This is a genomic window from Anaerobacillus sp. 63XJN7_5_ISO-PGPR-S23-430, from assembly GCF_056173695.1.
This window is the reverse complement of record NZ_CM149686.1, coordinates 1111600-1134599: the sequence shown is the minus strand read 5'-3', so window position 1 is coordinate 1134599 and position 23000 is coordinate 1111600. Positions and strand designations below refer to the sequence as shown.

Sequence of the window (23000 nt, the reverse complement as noted above, 5' to 3'; positions counted from 1 at the left end):
GAGCGTATTCTCCATCATACATAAAAAAGCTCATCCTGATTCTTTTTTCAGGATGAGCTTTTATTACTATTATTCATCTAGTAAACCATTCTCTACTAACCAATCATGAGCAACAACAGAGACGCTGTTTCCTTCAATATCGACTTTATAATTCAACTCACGCATAATATCACTGTTTAGTTTTTCACCTAAACGCGCTGTGATTTCTTCCACTTCTGGATACTTTTCGAATACATCCTCATTGATACTAACCGCCGCTCTATATGGCGGGAAGAAGGTTTTATCGTCCTTCAGGGTAACAAGGTCATACTCGACAATAGTAGCATCTGTTTCAAATGCGACCGAGACATCGACCTGCCCATTGTCTAAAGACCTTTGTGTTAAACCAAGGTCCATCAGCTTAATTTGACTGGAATCAAATTCAAACCCGTATGTTTTCTCTACGCCAGGCAATCCATCAGGTCGATTCGCAAACTCTGCGTCTGAGGCCATCGTTAGCTCTCCTGGGTTTTCATTCACGTACTTCGCTAAATCACTAATCGATTCAATCCCTAATTCTTCTGCCTGCTCTTTCTTCATAGCGAGAGCATAGGTGTTGTTAACATTAGACATGTTCATCCAATGGATATCATTATTCTTGGCATCTAACTCTTTGACCTTCTCAAATGCTTCCACTGGATCAGCAATCGGCTCTTCGCCCATATATGTAATGAGTGCCGTTCCGGTATATTCCCACATCATATCAACCTGACTATTTTCGAGCGCTTTACGAACAACGGTACTCCCCAGGTTGTTCATTTGCTTCACGTCAAACCCTTCCTCCTTTAGAAGAAAAGCGGTCATTTCGGAAAGTAGGTATTGCTCTGTAAAGTTCTTGCCACCAACCGAAATCTGTTTCCCGCCAATCCCTACGCTTGAGCACGAGGCTAGCATGGAAAGGATGGAAATGATTCCGATAATACGAAATAGTTTTCTTTTCATACAAACACCTCCTATCGTTACGTTTCTTGTGGTGGTCTAGATCCCTTTGGTACAATCTTTCGTTCAAGTAATCGAAGAAGATAGTCTACAAAAATAGCTAGTAAGGTTACTGGAATAGCACCAGAAATTAAATAACCGTTATCAAATAACTGGATGCCGGTAAAGATCCATACGCCTAGTCCGCCACCGCCGACAACATAAGCAAGTGCAGCCGTTCCGATATTTAATACGACGGCTGTACGAATACCTGCAAGAATCGAATACGATGCATTCGGTAATTCAATTCGAAAGAGTATTTGGATTGGCTTCATGCCCATTCCTCTTGCTGCATCGATTAAATTCTCATCGATGGAATCAATTCCCGCAACCGTATTCCGATACATCGGTAACAGCGAGTAGATAAATAGGGCAAATACTGCCGTGTTAAATCCGATACCTAGAATACTAATCATCAAAGCAAGAACAGCAAGACTTGGAATCGTTTGACCAAGGTTGACCGTATTTGAAACGACCCACTCGGCTCTTCGAAAGCTTTTACGCGTGACAAGAATACCAACAGGTAGCGCTACGATAACCGCTAGGAAAGAAGAAACAAGTACAAGCTGCATATGCTGCTTCAATAAGTGAAGAAACGTACTAGTTTGACTGAAAATATAGTCAAAATAGCTGTTGCTGATGGCCCAAATAAAGAACACGGCCACTATTCCGTAGACGAGAAAGCTTACAATACGGCTCATAACTTTTTTCTTATTCATCAAATCACCCCTTCTGCACCAGGGTAGGCTTTGCCTTAATTTCAAAATGAAGATACTTTTGAACGAGATCAATCGTAATGGCGCCAAGTTTGTTACCGTCATCATCAACTACAATGACTTGATCCGCTTCTTGATTTAGAAGCATTGATAACGTATTTCGTAAATCGTGGTGAACATTAATCGTAATGGTATCCTCAATCGTTTCATCTTCATTAACAAGACCAATGATTTCTTGAATATCTTGAATAGTATGAAGACTTAAGCTCTTGATTGCACGGTCTTTCCCGAAGAATTCACGAACAAATTCATTCTTAGGACGAACAAGCATTTCAGATGGCGTATCGTATTGCATTACTTCCCCACCGCGTAATAGAACGATTTTGTCTGCCATTTTAATCGCTTCGTCAATGTCATGACTAACGAAAAGAATTGTTTTCTTTACTTCACGCTGAATTTGAAGAAATTCATCTTGAATTTTCTCACGAATAATCGGATCAAGTGCGCCAAATGGCTCATCCATTAGCATAACGGGCGGGTCAGCTGCTAATGCGCGAATAACACCGATACGCTGCTGCTGTCCTCCAGAAAGCTCATGCGGATAACGTTTACCAAATTTCTCACCGCTTAATCCGATCATTTCCATCAATTTATTAAAACGATTGCGCTTCTCTTTCTTTTTCCAACCTAAAAGGTCGGGAACAATCATCACGTTTTCTTCAATCGTCATATTCGGAAATAGACCATTGCTTTGAATGACGTAGCCAATTTTTCTTCGAAGAGCAATTTGATCTAAAGACATAGAATCTTCACCATCAATAGTGATCTTTCCATCTGAAATCGATTCCAAACGATTCACCATTCGAAGCAGGGTTGTTTTCCCACAGCCTGACGGTCCTAATAAAACCACAATTTGTCCTTTTTCAACGGTGAAGTCTACACCATTCACAGCTGTTACGCCGCCTTCAAATGTTTTGGTTGTTTGATCAAATGTAATCATTTCTTCACCTCACTCCTTAATTCGCAATGCTTTTTGGTGTATAGCGTTTTTGAATCCATAACAAGATACCATCTGCGATCATAGCAAGAATGGCAACGGCAATTGAGCCACTAATAATTAAGTAATTGTCCCCACGTGAAATGCCCTGAGTGATAAGAACACCGAGTCCTCCTGCACCAATATAAGCAGCGATGACACCGATTCCGATGTTAAGTACAACGGCTGTTCGAATACCTGCCATTATGATGGGGAACGCATTCGGAATTTCGACGCGAAGCAGTCGCTGACTCGTTTTCATCCCTAAACCCTTTGCTGCATCTCGCATTTCAGGGTTTACGTTACGAATGGCGGTATATGTATTACGTATAATGGGGAGCTGCGAATACAGAACCAGTGCTACAAAAGCTGGAACAAAACCAATTCCCTGATTGACGATCGAGAAGACCGGAATCATAATACCGAATAAAGCAATACTCGGAATCGTAAGCATGACAGAAGCAATTTGCAGAATCGTCTCAGCTAGATAATCATTTGTTGTTAAATAAATGCCTAGAGGAACGCCAATGATAAGCGCAACAATGATCGCTAATCCGACGAGTATCGCGTGCTCAATCGCTAAATCAAAAATACGAGGAGCGTTTACCTCGAGAAATTTCATCCACTTGTCCAATACGATAACCTCCTTTTTCATTCAATTTCATCATTGTATCAAATTAGGTACAAATTACCAACCTACGAACGAACTTTCACCCTCTTTGATCAACTGTCTCTTTCGCTCGTATTGACAAACATTTGTTTTTAATAATGTTTTCGAGTTAACTCTAACTTAATACCCTAATGCCAAAGTACTAACCCTGAATTTTCTGCGAATTTTTAATTTTCATGTGTGAAAATCTTACATTTTAATAAAGTAGCGCTCTCCCACCACGGAATCAGTGGCTTTTGCGATGCTTATCGCTGTATATTGGCTATAATATGATTTTATTGGCCAAACAACAAATAAGGGTGGCTCACAAACGCCCTTCCACCTACTTGTCCTCTGTTTTCCATAGCTTGAAATACATAAAAAAGGATCCACGGCTCAAAACCCATGAAATCCTTTTTCACCTTTTCTCACTTATTCACCTATCACACCGCACGCAATACGATCTCCGGCATCTCCTGATGGCTGTGATTCCATATCATCTGCACCAGCATGAATGACAATGGCTGTTCCGCCTTCTTTTAGCAACGAATTTTCTTCTCCTGCTTTTAGGGTTACTTTATCATTCATAATATCGGTTTGTAATGTTCCGTCTTCGGCCACTTCGATATTTTCCATATCTCCTGCGTGTGGTCCATCATCAGATTCTGTACCATGTTCCTTATCCCCTGGATTATAATGACCGCCTGCCGATTTGAAATCTGGCGCTTCACATGATCCAGTCTCATGAATATGAAAACCGTGCTCTCCTTCTGGTAAATCACTAACATCAAGACTGATCATCGTTGCGCCGTCATGTTCCATCAACTCGGCCGTCCCAATCTCTTCATCGTCCTGATTCTTCATAGTCACAGTGATCGTATCCATTTGCTCCTGCTCGCTTTCACCAGCATTTTCCGTTGTCGTTTCCGGTTCGTTATCTGTTGTTCCTTCTTCGTTACCTCCTCCACAGGCGGCTAACACAAGTAGTACACTCATCATTAGTAAAAGAATCGTCCATCTTTTCATCGAAACAGCTCCTTTTCTCCCTTTATACTTACCATCATGACACCACTTTTCATTCAGTAAACCCGACAAATCCAAATTCCTTCCAATTAACTACCGGATTATGACTAAAAAGAGGCTTTAGTATGAGGCAAGACGTTTTAAACATGGATAAAAAGTTCCACGAAATATTGAAAGAATATTTATAATGTCTTAACTTAAAGTATCTTGACTTCGAGATAAAATTACGTTATCTTTAATCTATACTAAAAGCAACAATCCTGAGGAGGAATTTTTCAATGGCTACTTTAACACTAGATAAGGTTCACAGCAGTTTAGATTTTCAAATCAAGCATATGATGGTATCAAAAGCAAAAGGTGAATTTACTGACTTTGACGTCGATTTCAACGGCGATCTTGATAACCTGACTTCCGCAAACATTAAAGTCACTATCTCTGTAAAATCAATCGATACAGGTAACGAAGATCGTGACGGTCATCTTCGCTCTGGCGATTTCTTTGAAGCGGATCAATACCCAAATATGGTCTTCCAAAGTAAGTCGATTACTAAGAAATCTGACGAAGAGTACGATGTAACAGGAGATTTCACGATTAAAGGCGTAACGAAAGAAGAAACGTTCACAGTCGAATATAACGGCAAATCCAAAAGCCCACTTGACGGTAGCACAGTAGCTGGTTTTGACGTTTCCGGTAAGGTGAATCGTGAAGCTTACGGCATGACGTATAATGCAGCGATGGAAACAGGCGGGTTCTTGCTTGGGAAAGACGTGAAATTCGAAGGTAACTTTGAGTTTGTTGTAGCTGAATAAGTGAAAGCATACGGAAACACCTCATCCCCTAACGGATGAGGTGTTTTGGTTTATGAAGCTATTCTCCCTGCTCAATTGCACTTTCATCCATATGCATCACTTCCCACAAGTGCCCATCAATGTCCTGAAAACTCCAGGCATACATGAATCCATGATCGATGGGATCATTCGAAGCTTTACCTCCAGCTGCAAGCGCACGATTCACCATTTGATCCACCTCATCATTGCTTTCTGCAGAAAGGGCCATTATGACTTCCGTTGATTCTCTGGCGTTCGTAAGGTTCTTCTTCGTAAATGTCTTGAAGAATTCCTCTACAAGTAACATAACAAATGTATTTTCATTGATCACCATGCACGTCGCATTCTCATCTGTAAACTGTGGGTTAAATTCAAAGCCAATTTCAGAGAAAAAAGCGATGGATTTATCGAGATCCTTGACTGGTAAATTCACAAACACGTGCTTCGCCGTTTGAACCATTCGATCACTCCCTTTAGAATAATGAAACTCCACTTCTAAATCATTTCGCTATAAAAACTCAAACTCCTTATGCATAAATGATTTTTCACAAAAAATAAGAAAAATCACCACTTTCACTGTTAAGTGCTTGCCATAAAAATTTTTCTGAAAATCGTAATAACAACTATTTGTCCGATGAATACTATCCCTAAAGGTGGTGTTCATCATGGATCGACAACAGCAGTTTGATCAACTTGTATCGTTGCGAAGAGAGCTTGAAGAGAAAGCGAATCATTATTGGCAAAGTTATTCTGACTATACAACCTGGCAGTTCTGGCTTATTTTAGCGTTCATCTTAGTGCCGCTTGTGGTTCTTTATTTTCGAATCGATCGGCGCAACATTTTTCTGCTTGGATTTTTTGGGTATTCCGTTCACGTCATAGCTGCTTATGTGGATGCATTAGGTGTTCGTAAATCCTGGTGGGATTATCCTTACATTGCGATTCCGCAATTACCAGCAAGCATTAGTATCGATGGAGCTCTTGTCCCGGTATATTTCATTTTGCTTTATCAGTGGTGCTTATCACATAAGAAAAATTACTGGTTATATGGCACGCTCTCTGCATTAGGATTCACGTTTATTTTTAAGCCGATTTTAATTTGGCTCGATCTCTTTGAACTATACACGAATTGGTTTGTTTTATTAGCAGCCTATTTATTCGTCACATATGTAGCGAAAGTGATAACGGATATTTTTATCAAAATGTCTAAACAAAGCAGGGAGACTTAAGGAAAAAAGAAACTGAATCATGCCCTTAAATCTCCTTGTCTAAAGATAAAATGTTGAATTTTGATACGTACTGTTTCAATCTTTCCACGTTCTGTTCACTATCCGCTAAAGCTACATAACCATCAGGCCGGATCAGGTACAGCGCATTTTCCTGCAATCCTTTTTTCGTCATTGCTTTTTCAAAGCTAAACTCATATAGAGCATATCCAAATACCCTGGAAAAATCCTTAACAGCTTCATTTGCCTGGCCGTATACGTGAAGCTGCCAATCCATTAACTTAAGTGCATCATAATTATGGCATGAATTTGTTTGAATCCATGGCAGACGATCTCCACCATTAACTTTCCCCGCTGTACCATCACTAAGTTGACTGTTGCGATAATGAATGTTGATTTGAGAAAGCCTTCTAAAGGCTGCTTTTCGAGCAATTGAAAAGGAACGAAGCGCAAATGGAGCCACGTTCGGTATAACGATTTTGCGCAGTAATCTGCTCGTCATGTGATCGCCTATAATAGAAGTAAATGCTCGATCTGTTGTATCGATTAGCGTTCTCGCAAAGCCAATGCGCTCCTTTTCAAACGTATCAAGAATAGCTTCATCCGCTTTCTGAAGCAGCACTGCGGCTAGCTTCCACGCTAAGTTCACCGCGTCCCCAATCCCGGTGTTCATGCCCTGTCCGCCAGCCGGGCTATGAATGTGTCCAGCATCTCCGGCAATAAAGGCACGTCCTTTTCTAAAGTGACTGCTAACGCGATGATGGACTTTGTACGTTTGGAACCAGTTCACATGCTGAATCGTTAAGCCTGTTCTCTGCTCGATCAGCGACTGGAAATCCTTGAACGCAACTGAGCTTTGATCGGTTAAATTGTGAGGAACTATTCCAATAATCCGCTCCATTCCCGTGCTTCTAACTGGCATGAACAGGTAAAAGGTGTCAGAATCTAAATACACATTTAAACTACTTTCAGATAACTGGCCAGTGTTCGCTTTAACATCCGCCACAAAAAAACGTTCCTCATACGTTCCACCTGGAAAATCAAAAGCAAGTTCTCTTCGAACGGTACTGTGTGCCCCATCACACCCGCATATATATGAAAACTCACTCCGCTCTTCCTTATTATCTTTTTTAATAACAGCTTGAACATGGTCCCCTTCATCCATAAATGAAACCAACTCTGTCTTCCATTCTACCTCAACGCCTTCGTCGGCTAATTTGTTAATTAGCAGCTGCTCGTGGTCATCTTGCGGATAGCTTAGGGCAAATGGGAAAGGACTTAATCCTTTTCCAAGATCGTGAAAATTGATGTTGGCTTTTGCTTTCATTCCTTCTCGAAATTGGATAGACTTCACTTTAATCCCCCGGTGGATGACTTCTTCTGCGAAGCCCATTTGGTTATAAAATTCTAGGGTTCTAGCGTGTACAATTAGCGCACGCGATGCTTCTCCGGGTCCCTCATTTTTCTCGATGATCCGAAATGAAACTCCATATTTCGCTAGGTGGAGTGCTAATACAAGACCCGTAGGACCTGCGCCAACAATTAGTACGTCAGAATTCATTTCCCAATCTCCTTTCATTGGCGTTCCAAATAAAAAAACTGAAAAATCAAAGAAAACAGTTAACAAATTCACCTTTTTATGGTATTTATTATATAAGTATATCCTTATGTCAAGATACCTCAGTAAGAGAACCACAAAAAAAGAGAATGCGATGAACTATCATTCTAGCCTGGGCACTTGAGTGATAGGGAGCAAGTAGTGCAACCGGCTCCTTAAAAAGGAGAATGAACATGGAAAAGTGTACATTGTACGGGCACGCTAATTTATTTTCATCACACACACTGCGAATGATGGAACTCCTAAGACGTCACGACCCTCATAGCTTTCTCCATTCAGTACAAACTACGAGCTACTTTATTGATTTCTGTTTGCATTACAATTTCCGATCACTGTTGAAACGGCGCTTTCTTGAGTCTGTTTTGCTACATGACATCGGTAAACTACTTGTCCCAACAGAAATTCTTCAAAAAAAGAGCCCACTAACCCTTTATGAGAAAGAGTATGTCGAGCGGCATCCAGAGTTTGGAATAGAGCTACTTAATGATTTTCCAGAGATTGATATTGAGCCGTCTCTTATACTAAATCATCATGAGAATAGCGATGGTACTGGCTATCCTTATCAATTACAATATGAGCAAATTCCTCGATTTGTTTCGATTCTTCGAGTCATCGATAGCTTCATTGCGATGACGTCTGATCGAGCTTATCGTCCAAAACGTTCTGACCAATCAGCCATTCATGAAATTAACGTTCATCGGAATAACTTCTATGAGCCATCCACTACCTCCTTGTTTATCTCTTATTTGGAAAAACGGCTAAAAGGGAAAAAGGTTCTGCTTCATTATTTTGATTATACCAAACGTCAAAATTAAGCAGCGCTATTCAATAACCGTTTAAACAAAACCAAATACAATAGGGAGGGCGAATAGATTGCGACTCTTATCAACTAAGGATTTACTAATTGCATTTTGTGATGCGTATACTCTTCAATTAGATGAAGCTTTTATTGAAATGTTAACGAGCGAAATCATCCGAAGAGGCATCAATCCTCCCCAAACACGTACGGAGTGTTACGAACAAATCGCCAATTTCACTTGATGAGACAGCCTCTCATGACGCTATATAAAAAAAGCTTATCTGGTCACAACTGGCCAATAAGCTTTTTTTGATGAATTCTAATTGATTTCATCTCCCTTCACAAATAAATTTACTGTTAATACGCTTACATATGTTTGCATTTTTTAGGAAGTGGTAGATTTAAAGTGAGATAAAAAAGTTAATTATTATTGAAAGGAATGATCTTTGTTGAAGGAATCAATCCCAGAACTAACGTTGAATGATGGACTTACACTACCCGCTATCGGTTTCGGTACTTACTTGCTAAATGGAAATGAAGGGGCAACCGCTATTAATAGTGCGATTGACGTTGGCTATCGCCTCATCGATACAGCTTACAATTACGAAAACGAAGGAACCGTAGGCGAAGCCATTCGTCGAAGTACAGTTCCTAGAAATGAACTGCGCGTCACTTCTAAATTACCAGGTCGCTATCAAGAATATAAGAAAGCTGTTACAGCCATTCAAGAGTCGTTATATAGAGCCAACCTGGATTATTACGATTTGTACCTCATTCACTGGCCGAACCCTAAACAAGGTCTTTATCCAGAAGCTTGGCAAGCTTTAATTGACGCTAAGAAATGGGGACTCATTCGCTCGATTGGCGTATGTAATTTCCTTCCGGAGCATCTAGAGCAATTGGAAAAGGAAACCGGCGTAAAGCCAAGCATCAATCAAATCGAACTACACCCCTTCTTCAACCAGGAAGATCAGAGAAGATTTCATCAACAAAACAACATCAAAACACAATCCTGGAGTCCGCTAGCTCGAGTGACTGACATTTTAGAAAATGAAACGATCAGTCAAATTGCAAATCAACATAACAAATCAGTCTCTCAGGTGATTTTACGCTGGCATTATCAATTAGGATCCATCCCGATTCCTAAATCTTCTTCTCCAGAACGTCAGCTTGAGAACCTCTCTATTTTTGACTTTTCTTTAAATGAAACAGAAATGGCGATGATGGCTGAATTAACGAAACCAAATGGACGATTGAATGATCAAGATCCAGCTACTTATGAAGAATTTTAAATTTCTCCATCTAACGATTCAACTAACCAACTAGAATAGGATGCCCTGCAGCCATAACAGGTTCTGTTTAGAGCTGCAAATATACAAATATATACTGTTCTAGAGTCTGATTTGATAGCTAAATCAGACTCTTTACTTTTCCATGGTGTTGCTGTTTTGGTTGTATCTTTCAACCATTTTTAGAATATCATTTAGACATCCATTGTACGCTTCAGAATTAGTACTTGAAATCGACTTCAATTTCGGTAGATAATGAATGGATAATATGGAAATTATATGGTGAAATGTAAAAAGAGAGAAACTTCTATTCTTCGATTAACTCGAAGGTTAGTTAAAGGGAGCTTGGATTTTAAGCCTTATGTATGTACAAGTAGGGAGTGAACTGTTTACCTAACGGGAATAGCGCCTCAGATGCGCAACGTTCAGCCCCCATCACCGCTATAGTAAGAACATATAAAAAAGTTAACCAGAAAAGTCTGGCTAACTTTATATTACGAACGGTTGCTTTAAAAAACAGAATAACTAGATATATAATTGGCGGATCGTTCTTTTGGGTCCGTCTTTTAATTTATTATCATAGTATCTATAAACACAGGTAAGCATCATTAAGCAATAAAATATTTCCCTAATGCCTGCTGTAACGTACCTAACGTTTTGATTTCTTCACCTAATTTAATGCCAAGCTCCGTTACTTTCCTTACAACTTCCTTCCTTAATCCGGTTATGACAGTGTTACACCCCATTAGTGAGGCGCCATCAATGATTTGAATCAATCGGTAAACCTCTTCACGCCTTATTTCTGCAACTCCGGACAAGTCCATAATCAAAGTTTGGATACGCATTTCGCTTATTACGGATAATACCTTATCCTCAAGTATTTCGGTTCGTTGAGCGTCAATTGCTCCTATTAAAGGGAGAATGCTTACCGAGTGGTTTATTGGAATAATTGGTACTGAAAGATTTTCAACTAGTTCTCTCTGAGCCTTTATAAGCGAATCTTTATATTTCGTATAACTTATGAAAAAGGAATTCAAAAAGTAGTCTACTCGGTTGTTAATTTGTTTTTCCATTTCAAAGAAATTAAAACCCTTATCATTACTTTCCTCGGTATATTTTTGAAAAAACATCCACAGTGTTCGACGTATAGCTTGTACCCACTCTAATTTAAAAGAGATAGCAAGGGAATGTGTTGCCCAGGCAATTCCTTCTTGTTCCGCAAATGCATGTAGGTCCTGATCATTTTCTTCAATGATATAAACTACGAGTGTTTGAGCATTAGTAACAAGATCGATATTGCCTACTCTTAGTATTTCATAGATCTTATCTTTAACGTTGACAGCTTCTTTTAGTAGCGTATCTGTAAAGACTTGGATGTTTGCTTCGAAAAATTCGATGAATTGGAATGAATCTTCATACGTAATCGATTGCAATTGCCTCTCCTCCTATAGTTATAAACTAGTTGCTTTTATTATAAAACAAGCTATACTTTTATGCAGTAAATCCTCCTAGGTTTTTTAAGGTACTTAATTCATTATTAGACGCAAAAAACCACCTAACGGTGATTTTTCAAGAGTTATTTTAAGGATATAATTGTGAGACTTTTATTAGAGTTATTTTCTGTTCTAAAATAGCTTATAAATGATGATTTTCACCTTAAAACATAACCCGTTACTCCAGAAGCGCATCCTTTTTTCTTTACGAAGTTGTTCACTTCCCCAATAAACCAAATTCACCGCTACTTATTCCATTACTGCGCTCTAGCACTCATTGGTTTATTCGTTTTTACATACTTCACGAACAACCACCGAACGAGTGGGCCCATAATAAGGAGCTGTAACGGGAAGGCTACAATGACATTCTTCATAAATAACGAAACATACTCTCTTAGGAAGGAATGCTCCATAGATCCGATATTAGCATATGACATTATTAATCCGTAAAAAGACATAAAGAATACCATACCGATAACCATACAAGTTGAAAGAATTAAAATGACCTTCCATTTATGAGATTTGTTAAAAGGCAAACGAAACGTAATTTTCTTCGCAATGGGAGCTACCACAATAAATTCAAATGACAAAGCGATAATATAGCCAAGCAATAGACTCATCAGCAATTCTATAAGAGCCATTTCTCTCAATAATCCATTCGTAGATAAGTTATAGAATGTCATCACACATACCATTCCAAAACACATCATTAATCCAAAATAAAAACCTTCTTTTTTCGTTTCTGGCAAAACAACTCATCCTTTCTTTCTAGCATAGTGACAAGTATAGTCATTTCAATTCGCGCTCGTAAGTGAACATTTTGTGAACATTTAAAGCGAGCCGTATCGCATGAATATGCTAATGAAGATATGCTACACTGATGAAAATCACTGTTCTCGATTCAAGAGAAAGACTGTTACGATCTGGTCTTCTCGACATACAACGATATTGTTTTTTGAAGGTGCTGTTTGAATGAAAAAAGGACTACTACTCTTCATAGCTTTTACCGTTGGGTATCTCTTTGATCTTATCAACATTCCAGCTGGATGGTTACTAGGTGCAATGCTTGTTGGAGCCTTCTATCGACTTATGATTGATGATATGGCATATCCGAATTTATTGTTTGACCTCTCGTTAGCCGTGATCGGTGTCAGCATCAGCTTAAGTATTAAAGCGAAAATGTTTCAGGAGGTCGCAAGTTACCTACTCCCTCTAGCCGTCTCAATGATCATCTTATTAATTGCAAGCTGGGTTTTAGGAAAAATTCTAAATAACTATTCAAATCTTGATTCAAAAACAGCGCTATTCTGCTGTTTACCAGCCGGTGCATCGGTCATGATGGCTCTGAGCCGCGAATACAAGGCGAACCTAGGTATGGTTGCTGCCTTTCAAACGGTTCGCATCATGATGCTCGTCTCAACTATCCCGCTCGTCGCTGGTTTTATGTCTTCCTTTCTATCAACAGATGAAGTACAGGGTGCTGCGATGAAAGCCACATCTCAAGTGAATATGCCGATAGGACTCGCCAGTCTTTTCTACCTTTTGTTAATTGGAATCACCCTTTTCCTCGCAAAGAAATGGCGCATTCCGATCGCCCCTTTTCTATACGCCATTATCATTGGATTTCTCTTTCACACGTTTATCCAACCGCTTCCAACCATGCCGAATCTCCTTGTAGGTTTGGGGATGGCGATGCTAGGCGTCATCATCGGAGTGCGATTTGATCGCAAAGCTTTAAAGGAAATCAAAGAAATTGGGTGGACAAGTGTTTGGATTCTTCTCTCATTCTTTTTCTTAACATTTGTCGTAACGTTTGTGTTCTATCTCATGACACCGCTCGATTTCATTACAAGTCTACTCGCGATCGTTCCAGCTGGCGCACCGCAAATGTCTTCTGTTGCAGCATCTCTTGACTTAGATGCCAGCATCGTCGCTGCCATGCAGGTCATTCGCTTGCTCGTGCTTGTGTTAATTATTCCAATGCTCGTTCCTTTTCTGGTTTCCAAAGAGCAAGGTCATGAAATAAGCGGACAAGAAAATACATAAGAAAAAGCAGGTGCACATCAATTTAGTGTGACCTGCTTTTTCTTATGATTTTCATAGAAGCCTATCATTTTAACCTTTTTGAGTAAATAATCGGCGCGTTCATTCCGTCCTCATCTTCCTCAACCAATTCGATCAGTGCCACTTCTTCGATTCTGCCATAGATCGTATCATTCCGTTCAATACAGTAGTGATAGACCTTCGCTAAATCTTCATGAGAAAGATCATTAGCTAACGTACAGTGAGGAATCCACTTTCCAGGTAAATATAAAGAGTTAGCTGTTTCATTGAATTCGCCAAGGTTTTGATAATGATCCGCATGAAACGTAAGCAATTCCTGCGTCACTGTAGGCGTTAGAAAGATCGCTCCATAATCTAGGAAAGATCCGATTGTATTAAACGTAATCTCAAAACCACCTTTTTCATTATAATAATCATCCACTTCGTCTATGAACTTCTTTTTATCTAAGCTTTCATAGCTTCCTAATGTAATATGCGGTCTACCATCCTTCACTTCCTCTGCGTAGAAAGAAATGGATTGCTCACTCAGGTCATTCCATATGTCTTTCACCTGCTGTTCCGTCTTCTCATCAAATAGTGCTATAAACCAGTACACTGTTTAGCCGCCTTTCTCTTCTTACCCCTTTGTTACGAAGCCTTCTCTCATACAATTTTGCTATAACGTTTGTTCCAATTCTTTGTTGCTTTTGTATTGTAGTAATTTGGCAATATGGAAAAACCCGTAGACGGAGATAAGCGTAATCCCCCAACCGACTATTTGTTTCAGAAGAATACCTTTATCAAAAGAATCTACCCCATATTGCAAGATTAGCCAAACATTAATCGACGCTACGATGATATCCTTACACGCAAAACCAAAAGTGATGAGCTTAAATATCGTTAAGATTTTCTTCTGGTAAAACTCCTGTTTTAGAATGCGACGGCTCCTTCCTTGGAGCTCCATAATATCGACTGTAAACAATAAATAAATAGGTCGATTGATCAAAATACTAATGATCATAATCAATGCGATTACATAAGAATAGACCACGTGATTCCAAAGCATTTGAATGGCAGACCCGGAAAGAACGTCAACTAACGTACTCGTTGCTAACGTCACAATGAGAAAAATCCCAAAAAAGTTTATTTTCTTCAGTAGAATAAAGCGGATGATACTATATATCAACCCAGGGATAGTTGATATAAGCATAGCATAGTAGTCACCAATGATGTCTCGAGACAGGTGCCAAATGCCAATCGGAAATACAACGTAGCAAATGAGATCCCATATGAGAATATTTCGATTCACTAACTGTTCATCCTCCTCCGTACAAATGCTTGTGATTATAAAACAAGAGCTTCTCCTCGTCCCGGAAAAGCTCTTCCTTAGAAATTTCATCGTGTTAGAAATCAAACGACTGATCAGTTCAATTCATATGTTCCATCTTCATACACTTTGTACAACCCTACCGTTCCAGAACCACCCTTTTCCTTAAGGGATTTGGAAGTAAGTTGCACAGTATAATAAGGTCCCCCGTCATCTGTTTGAATCGGTCCCATCTCTCTAAAAACGATATCTGCAAAATCAATGTTTTGTGTTTCATCAGCTTCTAATTCACGCTTCAAATAATCGACAGCCGAAGTACCAGAAGTAATAGTGACCTCGCTCGATTCTGAAGTCTCCTCCTTAGAATCACCTTCTGTATGATCATTCGTATTCTCTTCTGTACCCTCGTCACTCGGATCATCAGATGTTGCTTCGCCTTCTTCCGTTCCTTCTTCATCAGTAGAAGCTTCATCGCTCGTTTCGGTGCTTGCTTCTTCATTCATCGAAGTGTCGGATTCTTCACTCGAACTATTAACCATTTCATTCGAGCCATTCGACTCGGCTTGCTCACCGGCTGAATTATTTCCACACGCAGCTAGCATCAAACAAGTAACCACGCTCAGTGTAACCATTTTTCTATTCCATTTCATTTCGCAAGCTCCTCTATTGCAGTGATTTCACACTATGTATCTAGCTCGCGGTAGGATTGAAGAGTTTAAACACCGATTGTTCTTCACCAAATCGCTTCAATTGGGCTTCACACGTCATACCCACTTTTCGCAAAAGCTTACATGACGCCATATTTCGCGTTTGTGTCTCAGCGACGATTTCTTGTAGCTGCCATTCACTAAATCCATGCTTGATCACACGAGTAACGACCTCGCTCGCATAACCGTTCCGCCAGTACTGTGGTAGAAACTGATATCCGACCTCTGTACGAGCACCATCATGATAAGAATCAAGAAAAGCAAAACCGATAAATGCATGACTGTCATTTAGAAAGATCGCCCAGTAGCGGCCCTTCTTTGCGTGAAGCATATGTGTGAAGTGATGCTTAAACGCCTCTTCCTCCACCGTTCCACCTAAGTATTTTCGCACATCCTCGTTCTCATAAAGCTTTTTAACAGACTCATAATCTCTCTCCGAAAATAAGCGGAGATAACATCTTTCTGTTTTCAGGAATTTCCCTCCTATCCGTAGCAATGGTTTGAACAAAATTTTTCATTAATATACAATTCCAATTATTTCAAAACAAACAATTAAATTCAATCATTTCACAGGAGTGCCATTTAAGTTCTTCTAATGAAAAACCAACTTTTCACTTTACGACATCATTTCCATTTGTTTCATTAACTTCTCTTTCGTGACTCCTAAGCTAGCTTTTTCTTTACCATTCTCGCTCTCTTCTTCATGATAGAAAGCTTGTCCTTCATATCTCGGGATCACATGCATATGGTAATGACTCAAATCGTTGAAAGTCCCGCCATTTTGGCAAACTGTGATTCCATCAGGCGCGTAAAGTGCTTTGATTGCTCGGGAAATTTTCATTGAAGCAAGCATGATCGCATTGGCTGTTTTCATGTCTAACTCTTCCACATCTAAAACGTGTTTCTTAGGTACAATTAACGTATGACCCTCGTTAAACGGCTCAATATCTAAAAAGCAACAAACATCATCATCTTCGTATACAACATGTACCGATTCGATTTTGTTTGCCAATTGACAGCCTAAGCATGCTGATACCATAGACATTCTCTTCCCCTTTGCTTAATCGCATTTATTTGTTGCAATACCTTATTTCTTTTACTAGCCAACCTTTACTTCACCTGGTAATCATTACTCGTTTTTACACCAAACCGATAAGTTGATTCTCCTAAAGACTTACCGCCTTTCCCATTCCAGAAGAAATGAAGACGATAGACTGTTTCACCATTAGTCGAAGGGCTAATGGTAATATTATTTGAATCCAATTTAATATGTTCGCCCGTCGTTTCATTTATGAGATTGATCGTAGATGGCGCTGGCTCCATCTCGTCAAAACTGATGCCTATGGATTGCTTGCCGATATCGACAATTTCGGGGTTTTTCTGTGATTCATTATTAGCTTTTGTTACCATGACACAGTCATTCCAGCACACCGTTTTTGCGCTGTGCGCTATTTCAGTTTTCGCTTGTTTATCAAGATTCCACACTTCCACTTTTGGTTTAGGCGCTTCCTCACCGTTCAACTCCCCACTGCAAGCAGTTAGTAATGCAATCAGAAGGAAGAGTAATAAACGTTTCGTCATATGCCATCCCCCTTACGTCTTATGAAAATTCACACCCTGAGTTGTTTCTCGATTTTAACTCATTTGAGAGAAACCATTCCTTCACCTATCATTCAGCTAAGTCCAAACACTTCCTTAATGCTGACATCGATCATATATGTCATCGCACATAAGGAAATGAACATGATTGCACCAAACCGAAAGTGGATAGGTTTCCTTATTAATAATCGATCGATAACCAAAAACGTTACGGCAGGAATGAGGCTACCTAAGCCTACTATAGAGCCAGCTAGCAAGTGCAGAATAGTCGTCATATATATATCCTTTTGACGAGTTGTGATTGCAATCGACTTAGCCAACGAATCACTTATTAGCGAAACCGGCACTCCGTAAAAAAAGACTCCATAGAACAGAATGATGTATATATACGCCGTATCTTCTTGAAGCTCTGCGAGACCGCTACTTAGCGTAGCGTCTATAAGAACCGCAGAAACAATGAAATAAATACTTGATAACAGAAGAATCGTGAACGATCCAGCAACGATTTTTCTTTTTATGTTTTCAATGAAAGCTGCTTTACTACCCAGTAGATCCCCTCCAGTCTAGTCATATATCGGGTATCCTTTTCATCAAATAATCCCAAAAAAGTTTGTTGAAAACATTGATGTTAAGAAGATAATGATGAGCGCCAATTGAATCGATGTGAAAATATAATCATTTTTATTAGCTGCATACTTCTTCTCCATAATGACTCGAACAGCTTCCGACGCAATAATAAAAACAAACAAAAGAATATGTGTTTGTAGGTACCAAATAGGATCATGAAAACCTCGATAAATATGAACGACAAAACTAATGATCAATAAAACGATAAAACTAATCCGAATGCCCCAATCCCATTTCTTATGTAGTTCATTCACATGGTTATACGAGAAGATTTGTTTCTTTTCAACCTTAAGCCATTTTCTTAGGGCTTTATTTATGAAATAAAGTGCAAATCCAGCAACCGTCATCACTATGATGACCTTCGGGAAAAACGTTTCCACTACATCACCCTCAAATCTTAAAGTAACAAAACATGAACATAGAATTCATAACTATCTTTCAACTTTTCCCTAGCCCTCTCTTATCGGTTTATTCCTGTTGGTTCTTTCTAGAAAGAAGTGATAAGAAAAACAGCGCTAGTCCTAGAGATATGGAGGCTACGATCATCGATTGGTCCTCTTTCGCACTGCCTTCAATTAGCTTTATTGCTAACAAAATAACCCCAGCGATGATAAAGAAAACACCTGCTGCAAAATTGGCTTTTCCTAAGCGTGTTAACGTTATAAACATCATTCCATTCGCCCCTTTTGATAGAGTTGAAACATGGTTTGGATATGTATGATTGCACTAACAAATTAATGAAGGAATACTTTCATTCGCTCGTTCTTATTTTCCGTAGTTCACTCACAATCCCACCTATACAAACAAATACTCCTACAATGCCAACTACATTTACAAAGACGCCAGTAAAATCATCGAACTTAATACCTTCTTGAATATTTGACCAGAGGATTAAAACAAACACAGCAATTTCAAAGATAAAAAAGAAGATTCGCTTCAAGTTATCACCTCAATACAGTTAATGCTGCTTCCCGATCGACTTCTCAATCAGCGCTACTCCATACGTTTGGCTCAATGAATTCTCTAAGATCATGAATGGAGCCAACTATTTTTTCACAATCCATTTGATTAAAGAAAAGACGACTAAAGCGCCAAGTACGGTGAATAGAAACGCCACTACCGCAATGGACAAACCTCCCATCCCCATTCAACTCTCACATCCTTTTAGCGATCCTGTTCTTAATTCGATTGTTATCATCCTCTCCCTCTCACAAAGAAGTTCCGTATTCCCTTACTAACTATACGAAGTTCACCTTAGAATCGTTTCGCTTTTCCGTAAACAAAAAGGCTGAGTATAATGCTCAACCTTTTTTCATGTCTCTATAATGGCGTTACTTGTTCCCTTTTAAAACGAACTCTTCCATTTGACCGTCCCACTCGATGACTGTATGGATTCCCTTGTCGAGCTGAAGCTCATCACAGGGGTAGGCACAGCCTAATGTATCTTCAATCTCGATCTTAGAGTTATTCATTTCTACTTCTCCGGTTTTCTGCCAATCAACATCGTAAGCTGTTTCACCACTAAAAGCATATGTAATATTTGTAGAAGGAATTTCACCATCGCCAATATATTCTAGCATTATTCCTCTAAACTCTTCTCCATTCTCTTCACGGAGATCGTATTGAACAGTCCAATTTTCGCTCGTTCCAGCTAGAATCCCATCAGGTAGATTTGATAATGAGGATGGATTAGAGCAAGAGGCCAAGAAAATTGTTAACAGAATGAGACATTTGCCTTTCACTTTGTTCACCACTTTTCATATTTAATTTTATTATGTAGTGAGAATAGGTTATGAATATTGATCTATACACAAAATCAAAAAAGATAGAACGCTCATCAAAGAGCCTAACCAATAATGGTAATACGATTTTCCAGAGCGATTTTTAAGAAGTTCCTCGATTCCTTGATTCATATTGTGTAGAAAAAACAACGCAAAAATAGGGCTGATTTTCATCATAACAGGATAGTTTTCGCTATTAGGTCCCACATTCCAATCAAAATTACAATAAATGAATAGAACAACTAATACTAGATCAATGACCATGGCAACTTTATTGCGATCCTTAGACATCATCCACTTCGTTTGGTCTTTAATACCAAGACGCCTTTTAAAATAATACTCACTAACCCATATGTATACAGCAAATAGAATGACAAGACTTACAATTGTAGAGGCATTCACCTGAAATCACCTCGTCTATTAAATTAATTATTGTAGTGAATTTATTTGAGACGTTTTTGCTCTTCGATTGAATTCATCCGAAAGAATTGAATACATCTTAAAGTCATGAAACTTCCCCTTCGCAAACATCGCTTTTCTCATAATGCCTTCAAACGTCATGCCCGCCTTTTCCATCACTCTAGCCGATCCTTCGTTCGCGACAAAACATCTGGCCTGAATTCGCTCTAATTCTAATACATGAAATCCATAAGCTATGATTTGCTTAGCCGCTTCAGTCATATATCCTTTACCCCAACAATCTTCAGCAAGTACATAGCCTATTTCTGCTTTTCGATGTTTACTCTCAATGGTTACAAAATCGATCGTACCGACAAGCTGACCAGAAGATTTTAGCTCCATGCCCCATAGTGCTTTGGTTTCTTGACGATAACCCTCAAGGATCATCTCAACGAAGCCTTTCGTATCCTCTATAGATTGATGCGTTTCCCAGCTTACATGCTGTGATACATTGGGATTGGAGCCGTATTGATAAATAGTTTGAAGATCACCCTCGGTGATTTTTCGTAGAATCAAGCGTTCCGTTTCTAACTGTGGTATTTTTAAAGAATTCAATAATTAGCCCCCCATTCTATGACGATGTAACGTATTTTTTCAGGAACACATTCTTTTAAAGAACATTGATTAAATCCATATTTTCGTATTCAATCGAACACCTATTCATATCTTAATGCTGTGTTTCGATTCATTACTCTGCTTACATCCATAAATATAAAAATTTCATAAAAAGCAAAGTAAATAAGATTAGTAGGATGTTTTTCATTTCCGCTACCGGTGAAGGTTCATCCTGTTTCTTCCTTATTTTTTGTCTATACTCATTCTGAATTTTAAAGAAACTATTCTTCTCTTTCTTTTGACCCTTCATCTGAGTACCTCCCAAATGAAACCGCAAAATAGTCAATCCATTTCCAGGAGCTTTATATTCACTTTGGTAACCCTTACATTATTTACATCTCTTTTCTTAATACCGCTGGATTTATTACGTTTCATTTTAACATATTATTCCACGTGGGAATCCAAAAGAATGATAGGTTATTAATAAAACGACACATGAGCCGGCTCATGTGTCGTTAAGGTTACTTATTTCATATTCATCTAGAATTCAACTTAACTATTTTTATGAAGGAAAGGGCATTTTCCGACGATTGGCTCTATGTCATCCCCGATAAACGACTGTTTCCATTCATTATGGTTAGGATCTCCGAAGTGGCTAATATCCGGATGCTTCGGAAGGTTATCCCATTTCTCTACACGCGCACGCACTTTGTCACGCGACATGATGCCGCCTTTTTCGGTTCCTTCCAATCCTTGAAAAATCGTTCTAGGCTGAAATCCTAAGATCAGGCTGTTGCCAAGGTTACGCGTTTTGCGTTGTTTATAGGCAGGTGCGTTTCCAAAAGTAAAGATCGGCTCTCCCGCGAAGTGAAAATCCCATAAAAAGTGCTCGGGATCCTTTGGTGCTTCACTTGGCCATGGAAAACGATCCTGGTTATGTAGATACTGTAGAATGTCCCAGAAGTAAGAACGATAGTAGTCAATCGACTTTTCTTCCCTTTCCGGCTCTACAAAAATAAATAATCCATGTCTTATTTTCGTAGGTTCACGAAATAAGCTAAGAAAGCTTTCCACCGCGTCAGGCAAGTTGGCCCAATCATCGTGTTCAATGTAAGAATAGCGCAGCTCCCCTTTAAGTTGAGCTGTTCTACCGAAAAAACAAGGAAATGTTGGATCTGTAACTAACTCACTGAACGTCTTATATTCTGTTAAGAGCCATTCTGGAAGATCTTTACGATTCTCAATATCCTCCTTTGTTAACAAGAAGCGACTTTCTGTTTTTAGCATGGGTTTCTCTCCTTTGAATAAAAACTTCACTTTAAAAACGAAGCTTGTTATGTGACTTAACCTCGTTTAAGTGGAAGAGTACAGCACCGAAACGAACCTCCTGATTTAATGATTTCAGAGAAGTCTACAGGTAGTACGGTAAAGCCTTCAGACTCCAATACGCGATTTAAACGTTTGTTTTGCGAGAGGCTAACGACTTTACCTTGACCGATCGAAAGAACATTTGGGCCCATATAAAACTGTTCTTCTTTTGACACGTAAATCAAATGAAAACGAGCATTTAACTTCTTTAAATCCTCACTAGTAAAAGCGTGCGGATAGACGAGCGCAACCTTTTCACTAATGATGTTGAACACACAATCTAGATGAAGAATATCATCCTTTAACGTTAGCGGTTCAATTTGATAATCAGGTAGGCGCTTTTGTAGTTCTTGAATGGCTAAGTTAGACGTTCGTCCACTTTCCCCAACATAAACGGTCGACCTATCAATGACAACATCGCCCCCTTCCATTGAGAGTGGCAATCCTTCTTGATAAGTGATCGAGCTTTCCTTCAGCCATGTTTTTAGTGTATTGGTTTCTTGCTGGCGAACTTGTTCACTCATTGAAGCGACGAATAGCTCTTGACCAATGGTAAACCCAATGTCCCGAGTAAAGACTTGCTCGGGAAGATCGGGGTTCGCCTCAAGTTCATGAACATTAACATCGTGATCTTTAAGAACGTGAACAAATTCACTGTGCTGCTGTAATGCTTTAGGAACGTTAATGTTACTTCTTTCATAATGCTTTTGCGTTTCATTTATAATTTCAGTTATTTTCATAAAGGATGGTTTTACGACTAATACCTTTTTTAGACTCGTATATTCAGTGTTACACTTTATGCTTTGTTTGATCGCTACTTCGCTCATGTCCCTTACCTCCA

The 23000-nt window shown here is 39.2% G+C and carries 31 protein-coding genes and 1 riboswitch; of the genes, 6 read left to right on the top strand and 25 right to left on the bottom strand.

Annotation, left to right across the window (positions count from 1 at the left end):
• Positions 1-69: 69 nt before the first annotated feature.
• The 5 genes from AC0VYJ_RS06175 to AC0VYJ_RS06155 form a co-directional block, all read right to left on the bottom strand.
• Positions 70-981 (bottom strand): ABC transporter substrate-binding protein, encoded by a 912-nt coding sequence (locus AC0VYJ_RS06175; protein WP_430244458.1) that lies wholly within the window; start codon positions 979-981, stop codon positions 70-72.
• Positions 982-998: 17 nt separating this feature from the next.
• Positions 999-1736 carry an ABC transporter permease gene (locus AC0VYJ_RS06170; RefSeq protein ID WP_430244460.1) on the bottom strand — a complete coding sequence of 246 codons (738 nt, stop codon included), beginning with the start codon at positions 1734-1736 and terminating at the stop codon, positions 999-1001.
• A gap of 4 nt (positions 1737-1740) precedes the next feature.
• On the bottom strand, positions 1741-2733 hold the full coding sequence (locus AC0VYJ_RS06165) for an ABC transporter ATP-binding protein (RefSeq protein WP_303529872.1): 993 nt from the start codon (positions 2731-2733) through the stop codon (positions 1741-1743).
• Positions 2734-2749: 16 nt separating this feature from the next.
• A complete protein-coding gene (locus AC0VYJ_RS06160) occupies positions 2750-3403 on the bottom strand; it encodes an ABC transporter permease (protein ID WP_276511837.1) in 654 nt (217 codons plus the stop codon).
• Positions 3404-3850: 447 nt separating this feature from the next.
• Positions 3851-4444, bottom strand: coding sequence for a superoxide dismutase family protein (locus AC0VYJ_RS06155; RefSeq protein ID WP_475366850.1), 594 nt, complete (start codon positions 4442-4444; stop codon positions 3851-3853).
• A 275-nt stretch (positions 4445-4719) separates the two neighbouring features.
• Between AC0VYJ_RS06155 and AC0VYJ_RS06150 the strand changes: the two genes are divergently transcribed.
• Positions 4720-5250: a YceI family protein gene (locus tag AC0VYJ_RS06150; RefSeq protein WP_283152717.1), complete on the top strand. Its 531-nt coding sequence runs from the start codon at positions 4720-4722 to the stop codon at positions 5248-5250.
• A 58-nt stretch (positions 5251-5308) separates the two neighbouring features.
• Here AC0VYJ_RS06150 and AC0VYJ_RS06145 read toward each other — a convergent pair whose 3' ends face one another.
• Positions 5309-5728: a VOC family protein gene (locus AC0VYJ_RS06145; RefSeq protein ID WP_475366849.1), complete on the bottom strand. Its 420-nt coding sequence runs from the start codon at positions 5726-5728 to the stop codon at positions 5309-5311.
• A gap of 205 nt (positions 5729-5933) precedes the next feature.
• Between AC0VYJ_RS06145 and AC0VYJ_RS06140 the strand changes: the two genes are divergently transcribed.
• Entirely contained in the window at positions 5934-6497 is a 564-nt protein-coding gene (locus tag AC0VYJ_RS06140; protein WP_475366848.1) for a CBO0543 family protein, read from the top strand.
• A 25-nt stretch (positions 6498-6522) separates the two neighbouring features.
• On the opposite strand, the gene AC0VYJ_RS06135 is transcribed toward AC0VYJ_RS06140, so the two are convergent.
• Positions 6523-8055 carry an FAD-dependent oxidoreductase gene (locus AC0VYJ_RS06135; protein WP_475366847.1) on the bottom strand — a complete coding sequence of 511 codons (1533 nt, stop codon included), beginning with the start codon at positions 8053-8055 and terminating at the stop codon, positions 6523-6525.
• 135 nt (positions 8056-8190) lie between these two features.
• Positions 8191-8274: riboswitch (cyclic di-GMP riboswitch) on the top strand.
• 11 nt (positions 8275-8285) lie between these two features.
• On the opposite strand from AC0VYJ_RS06135, the gene AC0VYJ_RS06130 reads away from it, so the two are divergent.
• The 3 genes from AC0VYJ_RS06130 (at position 8286) to AC0VYJ_RS06120 (ending at position 10203) form a co-directional block, all read left to right on the top strand.
• A complete protein-coding gene (locus tag AC0VYJ_RS06130) occupies positions 8286-8927 on the top strand; it encodes an HD-GYP domain-containing protein (RefSeq protein ID WP_475366846.1) in 642 nt (213 codons plus the stop codon).
• Between the two features lie 58 nt (positions 8928-8985).
• Positions 8986-9153, top strand: a complete 168-nt coding sequence (gene sda, locus AC0VYJ_RS06125) for a sporulation histidine kinase inhibitor Sda (RefSeq protein ID WP_430244475.1) — start codon at positions 8986-8988, stop codon at positions 9151-9153.
• Positions 9154-9360: 207 nt separating this feature from the next.
• Positions 9361-10203, top strand: coding sequence for an aldo/keto reductase (locus tag AC0VYJ_RS06120; protein WP_194220660.1), 843 nt, complete (start codon positions 9361-9363; stop codon positions 10201-10203).
• Positions 10204-10808: 605 nt separating this feature from the next.
• Here AC0VYJ_RS06120 and AC0VYJ_RS06115 read toward each other — a convergent pair.
• Both AC0VYJ_RS06115 and AC0VYJ_RS06110 read right to left on the bottom strand, forming a co-directional pair.
• Entirely contained in the window at positions 10809-11633 is an 825-nt protein-coding gene (locus tag AC0VYJ_RS06115) for an STAS domain-containing protein (RefSeq protein WP_475366845.1), read from the bottom strand.
• 317 nt (positions 11634-11950) lie between these two features.
• Complete coding sequence (locus AC0VYJ_RS06110) at positions 11951-12442, bottom strand: DUF2798 domain-containing protein (protein WP_475366844.1); 492 nt, start codon at positions 12440-12442, stop codon at positions 11951-11953.
• A gap of 223 nt (positions 12443-12665) precedes the next feature.
• On the opposite strand from AC0VYJ_RS06110, the gene AC0VYJ_RS06105 reads away from it, so the two are divergent.
• Positions 12666-13739, top strand: coding sequence for an AbrB family transcriptional regulator (locus tag AC0VYJ_RS06105; RefSeq protein ID WP_475366843.1), 1074 nt, complete (start codon positions 12666-12668; stop codon positions 13737-13739).
• A 64-nt stretch (positions 13740-13803) separates the two neighbouring features.
• Here AC0VYJ_RS06105 and AC0VYJ_RS06100 read toward each other — a convergent pair whose 3' ends face one another.
• The 16 genes from AC0VYJ_RS06100 to AC0VYJ_RS06025 form a co-directional block, all read right to left on the bottom strand.
• Positions 13804-14352, bottom strand: coding sequence for a 2'-5' RNA ligase family protein (locus tag AC0VYJ_RS06100; protein ID WP_430244484.1), 549 nt, complete (start codon positions 14350-14352; stop codon positions 13804-13806).
• 60 nt (positions 14353-14412) lie between these two features.
• Positions 14413-15045: a VC0807 family protein gene (locus tag AC0VYJ_RS06095; RefSeq protein ID WP_475366842.1), complete on the bottom strand. Its 633-nt coding sequence runs from the start codon at positions 15043-15045 to the stop codon at positions 14413-14415.
• Between the two features lie 113 nt (positions 15046-15158).
• Positions 15159-15713: a hypothetical protein gene (locus AC0VYJ_RS06090; protein ID WP_475366841.1), complete on the bottom strand. Its 555-nt coding sequence runs from the start codon at positions 15711-15713 to the stop codon at positions 15159-15161.
• A 40-nt stretch (positions 15714-15753) separates the two neighbouring features.
• Entirely contained in the window at positions 15754-16266 is a 513-nt protein-coding gene (locus AC0VYJ_RS06085) for a GNAT family N-acetyltransferase (RefSeq protein WP_475366840.1), read from the bottom strand.
• A gap of 120 nt (positions 16267-16386) precedes the next feature.
• Entirely contained in the window at positions 16387-16815 is a 429-nt protein-coding gene (locus AC0VYJ_RS06080) for an HIT family protein (protein ID WP_475366839.1), read from the bottom strand.
• Positions 16816-16880: 65 nt separating this feature from the next.
• A complete protein-coding gene (locus AC0VYJ_RS06075) occupies positions 16881-17351 on the bottom strand; it encodes a hypothetical protein (RefSeq protein WP_430244496.1) in 471 nt (156 codons plus the stop codon).
• Positions 17352-17443: 92 nt separating this feature from the next.
• Positions 17444-17644: a hypothetical protein gene (locus tag AC0VYJ_RS06070; protein WP_475366838.1), complete on the bottom strand. Its 201-nt coding sequence runs from the start codon at positions 17642-17644 to the stop codon at positions 17444-17446.
• Between the two features lie 315 nt (positions 17645-17959).
• On the bottom strand, positions 17960-18376 hold the full coding sequence (locus tag AC0VYJ_RS06065; protein WP_475366837.1) for a DUF4181 domain-containing protein: 417 nt from the start codon (positions 18374-18376) through the stop codon (positions 17960-17962).
• 88 nt (positions 18377-18464) lie between these two features.
• Positions 18465-18668, bottom strand: a complete 204-nt coding sequence (locus AC0VYJ_RS06060; protein ID WP_475366836.1) for a hypothetical protein — start codon at positions 18666-18668, stop codon at positions 18465-18467.
• 79 nt (positions 18669-18747) lie between these two features.
• Positions 18748-18936, bottom strand: a complete 189-nt coding sequence (locus AC0VYJ_RS06055; protein ID WP_430244500.1) for a hypothetical protein — start codon at positions 18934-18936, stop codon at positions 18748-18750.
• A 391-nt stretch (positions 18937-19327) separates the two neighbouring features.
• Positions 19328-19738 (bottom strand): hypothetical protein, encoded by a 411-nt coding sequence (locus tag AC0VYJ_RS06050; RefSeq protein ID WP_430244502.1) that lies wholly within the window; start codon positions 19736-19738, stop codon positions 19328-19330.
• A 48-nt stretch (positions 19739-19786) separates the two neighbouring features.
• Positions 19787-20179: a DUF4181 domain-containing protein gene (locus AC0VYJ_RS06045; protein ID WP_475366835.1), complete on the bottom strand. Its 393-nt coding sequence runs from the start codon at positions 20177-20179 to the stop codon at positions 19787-19789.
• Between the two features lie 27 nt (positions 20180-20206).
• Complete coding sequence (locus AC0VYJ_RS06040) at positions 20207-20791, bottom strand: GNAT family N-acetyltransferase (RefSeq protein ID WP_475366834.1); 585 nt, start codon at positions 20789-20791, stop codon at positions 20207-20209.
• 142 nt (positions 20792-20933) lie between these two features.
• Positions 20934-21101 (bottom strand): hypothetical protein, encoded by a 168-nt coding sequence (locus AC0VYJ_RS06035; RefSeq protein WP_475366833.1) that lies wholly within the window; start codon positions 21099-21101, stop codon positions 20934-20936.
• A 242-nt stretch (positions 21102-21343) separates the two neighbouring features.
• On the bottom strand, positions 21344-22078 hold the full coding sequence (locus AC0VYJ_RS06030; RefSeq protein WP_283152737.1) for a YqcI/YcgG family protein: 735 nt from the start codon (positions 22076-22078) through the stop codon (positions 21344-21346).
• A gap of 56 nt (positions 22079-22134) precedes the next feature.
• Positions 22135-22986: a dimethylarginine dimethylaminohydrolase family protein gene (locus tag AC0VYJ_RS06025; RefSeq protein WP_475366832.1), complete on the bottom strand. Its 852-nt coding sequence runs from the start codon at positions 22984-22986 to the stop codon at positions 22135-22137.
• Positions 22987-23000 lie beyond the last annotated feature (14 nt).

Coding starts and splice junctions, on each gene's coding strand:
- AC0VYJ_RS06165 (WP_303529872.1), bottom strand. CDS start 2,733: ATGATTACATTTGATCAAACAACCAAAACATTTGAAGGCGGCGTAACA.
- AC0VYJ_RS06060 (WP_475366836.1), bottom strand. CDS start 18,668: ATGATGTTTATAACGTTAACACGCTTAGGAAAAGCCAATTTTGCAGCA.
- AC0VYJ_RS06030 (WP_283152737.1), bottom strand. CDS start 22,078: ATGCTAAAAACAGAAAGTCGCTTCTTGTTAACAAAGGAGGATATTGAG.
- AC0VYJ_RS06090 (WP_475366841.1), bottom strand. CDS start 15,713: ATGAAATGGAATAGAAAAATGGTTACACTGAGCGTGGTTACTTGTTTG.
- AC0VYJ_RS06035 (WP_475366833.1), bottom strand. CDS start 21,101: ATGAAGGGTCAAAAGAAAGAGAAGAATAGTTTCTTTAAAATTCAGAAT.
- AC0VYJ_RS06145 (WP_475366849.1), bottom strand. CDS start 5,728: ATGGTTCAAACGGCGAAGCACGTGTTTGTGAATTTACCAGTCAAGGAT.
- AC0VYJ_RS06080 (WP_475366839.1), bottom strand. CDS start 16,815: ATGTCTATGGTATCAGCATGCTTAGGCTGTCAATTGGCAAACAAAATC.
- AC0VYJ_RS06170 (WP_430244460.1), bottom strand. CDS start 1,736: ATGAATAAGAAAAAAGTTATGAGCCGTATTGTAAGCTTTCTCGTCTAC.
- AC0VYJ_RS06150 (WP_283152717.1), top strand. CDS start 4,720: ATGGCTACTTTAACACTAGATAAGGTTCACAGCAGTTTAGATTTTCAA.
- AC0VYJ_RS06175 (WP_430244458.1), bottom strand. CDS start 981: ATGAAAAGAAAACTATTTCGTATTATCGGAATCATTTCCATCCTTTCC.
- AC0VYJ_RS06155 (WP_475366850.1), bottom strand. CDS start 4,444: ATGAAAAGATGGACGATTCTTTTACTAATGATGAGTGTACTACTTGTG.
- AC0VYJ_RS06070 (WP_475366838.1), bottom strand. CDS start 17,644: ATGACGACTATTCTGCACTTGCTAGCTGGCTCTATAGTAGGCTTAGGT.
- AC0VYJ_RS06025 (WP_475366832.1), bottom strand. CDS start 22,986: ATGAGCGAAGTAGCGATCAAACAAAGCATAAAGTGTAACACTGAATAT.
- AC0VYJ_RS06135 (WP_475366847.1), bottom strand. CDS start 8,055: ATGAATTCTGACGTACTAATTGTTGGCGCAGGTCCTACGGGTCTTGTA.
- AC0VYJ_RS06130 (WP_475366846.1), top strand. CDS start 8,286: ATGGAAAAGTGTACATTGTACGGGCACGCTAATTTATTTTCATCACAC.
- AC0VYJ_RS06140 (WP_475366848.1), top strand. CDS start 5,934: ATGGATCGACAACAGCAGTTTGATCAACTTGTATCGTTGCGAAGAGAG.
- AC0VYJ_RS06105 (WP_475366843.1), top strand. CDS start 12,666: ATGAAAAAAGGACTACTACTCTTCATAGCTTTTACCGTTGGGTATCTC.
- AC0VYJ_RS06075 (WP_430244496.1), bottom strand. CDS start 17,351: ATGACGAAACGTTTATTACTCTTCCTTCTGATTGCATTACTAACTGCT.